This is a genomic window from Cyanobium sp. BA20m-14, assembly GCF_024346295.1.
In genome coordinates, this window is sequence record NZ_JAGQCR010000217.1 from 1 (window position 1) to 5305 (window position 5305).

Sequence of the window (5305 nt, forward strand, 5' to 3'; positions counted from 1 at the left end):
CGTTGAGGCTGTGCTCGGCGTGCAGGATCAGGCAGGCATCGAAGATGCGGGCCGCCAGGGGATCGGGCTCCCGCTCGGTGAGCATGTACAGAAAGTTGGCCGCGTAGGCCAGGTCGTCGCGGGGCTGGATCGGATCCTGGCCTTTGCGAATCAGCTGGAAGGCAGCCACCATCGTGGGGATCTTGGCGATCAACCGCACCACCGCAGAGACGATGTATTCGGGATTGTCCAGGGCGCGCCTTGAATAGAACAGCCCCAGGGACGCCGCACTGCTCTGCAGGGCGTCCATCGGATGCCCCCCCGAGGGGAAGCACTTCATCATGTCTCGGATGCGGAAGCTCACCCGCCGGTGCATCTGCACCTCCTGCTCAAACTCCTGCAGCTGCTTGGCGTTGGGCAGCTGGGCCCAGATCAACAGGTAGGCGGTTTCCAGGAAGGTGCTGCGCGCGGCAAGCTCATCTACCCGGTAGCCCCGATAGGTGAGCACGCCCCGCTGACCGTCAATGTCGCAGATCGATGACTGGGTGGCAGGCACCCCCTCCAACCCAGGACGAAAGGGGATCTGGGTCTCGGCTCCCCCTGCTGTCATGCCCCCTGCTGTCATGCCCGCTGATGTCTTGCCCGCCGCTGTCACGTTTGAGCCGCTGCTGTGGTTGGGGCGAACCTACGGCTAAAGCCGCCATTGATGCCGTAGCCGCAGCAACCGAGGACCAATCAGGGCCTCCAGGCTGGCACCGGCGGGTCCAAGGCGAATCAGGACGATGCCGGCCTTGCGCAGCGTGATCGCACCGGCCGGCAAACCCAGCAGAGTCGAGGCCAGCTCACCGAGGTCGGGCTCGTGGCCCACCAGGCCCAGCCGCTGCCAGTTGCCGGCCTGGAGCAGCGGCCGCGGGTCTCCCCCTGGGGCCAGGCTGGCCTCGATCGCAAAACCACTGGCCAGGCCGGCCGCCACGCCCAGCTCGGCTGTCTGCACCGCCCGCCGCAGGGGGCTGCTCAGCAGGGGGTCACAGCAGAGCTGCAGCCGCTGTAGCTCTTGGGCCACCGCGGCCGTGCGGCGGCTTCCCTCGGTGGTGAGGACCCGCTCTGCATCGGGGCGATCCGGATGGCGCTCCTCAGCAATGCCATGGCGCCAGAGCAGCAGTTCGCGATCAGCCAAGGGATTCGTCAACCAAAACCCACCCTGGCGCTGAGATGCACGCTGTTGCTGTTGCTATAGCTATCGCTGTTGGTATCACCGTAGCCAGGCTCCAGGCTGAGGCTGAGCCCCTGCACCGCCGGCGCCAGCGGTCTCCCAGCAAGGCCCGAAAGCAGTTGCCAGGTGCTCCAACGCTGCAACAGGGCCTGGGCCGGCCCGGCCGCCATCGCCCACTGCAGGGAAGCCTGGGGCTGGTCGAGGGCGGCGAGCTGGGCCAGGCGCAGCCGGGGGGTCTGACGGGATTCGCGCTGCTCCTGCAACACCGCCAGATTCTGGCCCCACCAGGCCAATTGGCCCTGGCTGGCCCTGGCCCCCGCCAGGCTGGCCTGGAGCACGGCGCCCTCCTCCCGGCCGATCCGGCGCCCAGCCGGGGGCGCCTCCAGCCGGGTCCAGACCATGACGCTGGCGTCTCCCTCCACGGGCAGGGGGGCGGCGGTCAGGCCCTGGGCAGCGAGGCCCTGTTCAAGGCTGGCGGGATCGGGCTGATCCACCGGAGTGCCCAGCAACCAGCCCTGGCTGCCGGCGCTCCATAGCAAGGGGCCAGGATCGGCCGCCGCCACCAGGGCCGGCAACAAACCGTCACCGCCACCCTCACCCACCCGGAGCACGGCCGCCAGCAGGGGTTGCCAGAGCTCAGGCCAATGGGAGGGTTGCTGCACCAGGGCCAGGCTGTCGGACTGGCCCTGCAGGGCCGCCAGCAGGGCCAGTCCGCCGTCCCCGGCAGCGGCGGTCGGAGCTGGGGGCGGGGCTGGGGGCGGGCCAGCGGCGCCGGGTGCCAGGAGCAGCAAAGCTTCCAGCGCCAGGGAACGGCCGTCGGGTCTCAGGCTGGCCACGAGCTCCTGCACCGCGCCGGGCCCGGTGAGCTGGGCAGGCATGCCCAGCCAGGAGCCCAGGACTTCAGCTTGGGCCGTGAGCAGCACAGCCCCCTTGCCCAGGCGACCCAGGGCCTGCTGGAAGGAGGGACTGGCCGCCTGATTGAGCTCATCGATCTGGGAGACGTCGAGGGCCTGCTCGAGCACGCCGCGACCGGAGGCAATCAGCACCAGATCGTCGTTGACCAGGGCAGTGGCGATCGGCACCGGCGTAGTGCCCACCAGGGCACCACGGCCACTGATCAGCCCCATGCCTCGGTAGCTGCTGATCTGCAGGTCGGTGCCGGCGAGGCTGCGGGTCTGCCAGAAGCGCTGCAGGAAACGGCGGGCCCCATCGGCATCTCGGCTGCGCAGGGAAAGGAGCCAGCCGTCGGCGGCTCCCCCTGGCTCGTTGGCCAGCAGGGCCAAGCCCAGTTCAGGGCCGAGCCAGGAGGCCAGCTCGGCGGGATAGTCCAGCCCCGCCGCAGCGAAGGCGCCATCCCGCAACCCGGCTACGGCATCGGCCGCCTGGCGGCGCTGCCGGCCCGGGGCAACGGCCCGGGCATAGCCCTCGGGCCGTTGCCCATCGGTGAGCAGGTAGAGACTGAGGGGTGCCTGGCGGGGCACAAAGCGAGCCGCCCGAGGCGATACCAAGGGCTGGTGCTGCAACTGCAGCGGAGAGCGCTGCAGCACCAGCCACCAACCAGCGGCCGCCAGGCTCAGCAACAGCAGCACCGCCGCCAGCACGACCGCCAGAAACGGGCGGGCCTTCATGCGTCCCACGCAGGATGGGCCCATCTTGACCCCAAGCCCCGCCTTCTGCCCGCCATGGAAAGTTCTGAGACCCCAAAAACCATGCGGGCCCGCGAGCTGCAGCTGCGGCTGGAGCAGGGCGAGGCGATCCAGTTGGTGGATGTGCGCGAGGACGCCGAGCTGGAGCTGGCCAGGCTGGCCCATCCCGTGCTGCACCTGCCGCTGAGCCGCTCAGCTGAGTGGGTCGACCGCCTGGGCAAGCTGCTCAGCCACGACCGCCCCATCGTCGTGCTGTGCCATGCGGGGGTGCGCAGCTGGCAGCTGGGCTGCTGGCTGATCCAGGCCCAGGGCTATGGGGCGGTGTGGAACCTCCAGGGGGGCATCGATTCCTGGAGCCTGGAGGTGGATTCCAGCGTGCCTCGCTACTGAATCCAGCCCCCATCTGCCTACGATCAGCCAACTCCCTGCAGCGGCCGCTTGCAGTCTCCGTCCCCCCGCCCCTTGCCTCTTAGGCAGCAGGAGGTTCTCCAACTTGCCGTGCGTCACTACGTGGACACGATGGAGCCGGTGGGCAGCCAGACCCTGGTGCGCCGCTTCGGCCTGGGGGCGAGCCCGGCGACGGTGCGCTCGGCCATGGGGGCTCTGGAGCAGCGGGGGCTGCTCACCCAGCCCCACCCCTCGGCGGGCCGAATCCCCAGCCAGCAGGGCTACCGCACCTACGTAAATCAGCTGCTGCCCGCCCCGGGAGCCGCGGCCCTGCAACTGGAGCGGGAGCTCACCGGGCTCAGCCTGCAGTGGGCAGCCCTCGACGACCTGCTGCTGCACCTGAGCCGGCGCCTGGCCGATCTCACCGGCCTGCTCAGCCTGATCACCAGACCCCAGCGCAAGCAATCCCAGCTTCAGGCCCTGCGGCTGGTGGCCAGCGGCGAACGCCTGCTGGTGTTTCTGGTGGAGGGGGGCGCAACCGCCACCAGCCTCAACCTGCGGCTGCCCGCCCAGGCCGAAGCCGAGCTGGCCCCCCTGGAGCGGTGGGTGAGTACCCAGCTGCAGGAAGGGCCGATTGACTGGGCAACCCTGCCCTCCCAGTTGAACAGCAGTGGTGCTGCCCTGCGCCAAGCCCTGGCCAGCCATGGCCAATCTCGCCAGCTGGAGGGGGAGGGGGCCCTGACCATGGGCCTGGCCGGCCTGCTGGCCCAGCCGGAATTCAGCCAGACCCTGAGCCTGCGCCCCCTGGTGGAACTGGTGGAGGACGCCCCCCACCAGCTCCTGCCCCAGCCAGGCATCTGGATCGGCGCGGAACATCCCCACCGGGCCCTACACCAGTGCGCCGTGGTGCAGGCCGATTACCGCAGCGGCGATGGCGGCATCGGCCAGGTGGCCCTGGTGGGCCCCATGCGCATGGCCTACGCCACCGCCCTGGCCGCCGTGAGCTCGGTGGCCCAGGTGCTGGAGCGGCTGTTGGGGTGAAAGCTCCGTGGATTGATCACAAGCTGCCAGCCCGTCAAGCAGCACAACGACAGCACTAACCAGGCACGGAGGGAATCAGCCCGGCCGCTTCCAGCTCAGGGATGAAGCCGAAGGCGGTGGGATCGCTGAGGCGGTCGGGGAAGAGCACCCCATCGAGGTGGTCACACTCGTGCTGCACAACCCGGGCATGGAACCCCTCCACGCAACGATCCACAGGCTGGCCATCGCCATCGATCCCCTGGTAGCGCAACCGCTGCCAACGGGACACCTGCCCCCGCAGCCCCGGCACACTCAGGCACCCCTCCCAGGCCCCATAGCGCTCCGGTCCCAACGGGGTGAGCACGGGGTTGATCAACAGGGTGCGGGGAAGCAGTGGGGCATCGGGGTAGCGGGGGTTGGGCCCTCCACCACCAAACAGAACCACCCGCAGCGGCACGCCGATCTGGGGAGCGGCCAGGCCGGCGCCGCTGCAGGCCGCCACCGTGTCGTCCAGATCAGTGATCAGTTGCCTCAAAGCGGGATCAGCCACATCGATCACGGGCTGGGCGGGCTGGCGCAATCGGGGATCACCCAGACGGAGAACGGTGCGTACCGCCATCGACACCAGTCTGTTGGTGCCATGCAAGCATCGCCTCAAGGCCCAAACAACGCGCGGATCTCCGGTGCGGGCCGATCTAGAGCGGAAGCCACCGCGGCGAGGCCCGGGCGATCGGCTGCAGCCAGCGGCTTGATGCGGGCACCCCCCACCGGGGCCGGCGCCGTATTCAGGGTGGAACTGCAGCCAGGGGATGGCGGCGGCCTCCAGGGCATCGAGCAGGACCGTGGCGTAATCCAGCCCCCTCCACCAGCCGATCGGCGCCATAGGGGCCGCCGGCAATGGCCGGTTGGGGGTCGCCACCCAGCGGATGCCCTGATCAGCTAGGGCTGCGAGCTGCGGGGACAAGGGATTAGGCACGGGCAGGCCGCTGCACTACGGCCATGATTGCCCCGGCCGGGGCTCACCCCCCCATCCTGTCGCCGAGCTTCTCGGCCACGGTGT

6 protein-coding genes are annotated in these 5305 nt (G+C 69.7%); 2 read left to right on the forward strand and 4 right to left on the reverse strand.

Annotated elements, in window-relative coordinates; genetic code table 11:
- The 3 genes from KBZ07_RS15740 to KBZ07_RS16235 form a co-directional block, all read right to left on the reverse strand.
- The coding region (locus KBZ07_RS15740; protein ID WP_315860182.1) for a citrate/2-methylcitrate synthase at window positions 1-604 on the reverse strand (604 nt) is incomplete at its 3' end.
- Between the two features lie 66 nt (window positions 605-670).
- Window positions 671-1156 carry a histidine phosphatase family protein gene (locus KBZ07_RS15745; RefSeq protein WP_254932494.1) on the reverse strand — a complete coding sequence of 162 codons (486 nt, stop codon included), beginning with the start codon at window positions 1154-1156 and terminating at the stop codon, window positions 671-673.
- A gap of 8 nt (window positions 1157-1164) precedes the next feature.
- A complete protein-coding gene (locus KBZ07_RS16235; protein WP_261355843.1) occupies window positions 1165-2820 on the reverse strand; it encodes a DUF3352 domain-containing protein in 1656 nt (551 codons plus the stop codon).
- A gap of 54 nt (window positions 2821-2874) precedes the next feature.
- Between KBZ07_RS16235 and KBZ07_RS15755 the strand changes: the two genes are divergently transcribed.
- Window positions 2875-3228, forward strand: coding sequence for a rhodanese-like domain-containing protein (locus KBZ07_RS15755; RefSeq protein WP_254932495.1), 354 nt, complete (start codon window positions 2875-2877; stop codon window positions 3226-3228).
- Between the two features lie 129 nt (window positions 3229-3357).
- A complete protein-coding gene (locus KBZ07_RS15760) occupies window positions 3358-4266 on the forward strand; it encodes a heat-inducible transcriptional repressor HrcA (protein ID WP_254932497.1) in 909 nt (302 codons plus the stop codon).
- Between the two features lie 55 nt (window positions 4267-4321).
- On the opposite strand, the gene KBZ07_RS15765 is transcribed toward KBZ07_RS15760, so the two are convergent.
- Window positions 4322-5209, reverse strand: coding sequence for a peptide deformylase (locus KBZ07_RS15765; protein WP_254932496.1), 888 nt, complete (start codon window positions 5207-5209; stop codon window positions 4322-4324).
- Between the last annotated feature and the right edge of the window lie 96 nt (window positions 5210-5305).

Coding starts and splice junctions, on each gene's coding strand:
- KBZ07_RS16235 (WP_261355843.1), bottom strand. CDS start 2,820: ATGAAGGCCCGCCCGTTTCTGGCGGTCGTGCTGGCGGCGGTGCTGCTG.
- KBZ07_RS15755 (WP_254932495.1), top strand. CDS start 2,875: ATGGAAAGTTCTGAGACCCCAAAAACCATGCGGGCCCGCGAGCTGCAG.
- KBZ07_RS15760 (WP_254932497.1), top strand. CDS start 3,358: ATGGAGCCGGTGGGCAGCCAGACCCTGGTGCGCCGCTTCGGCCTGGGG.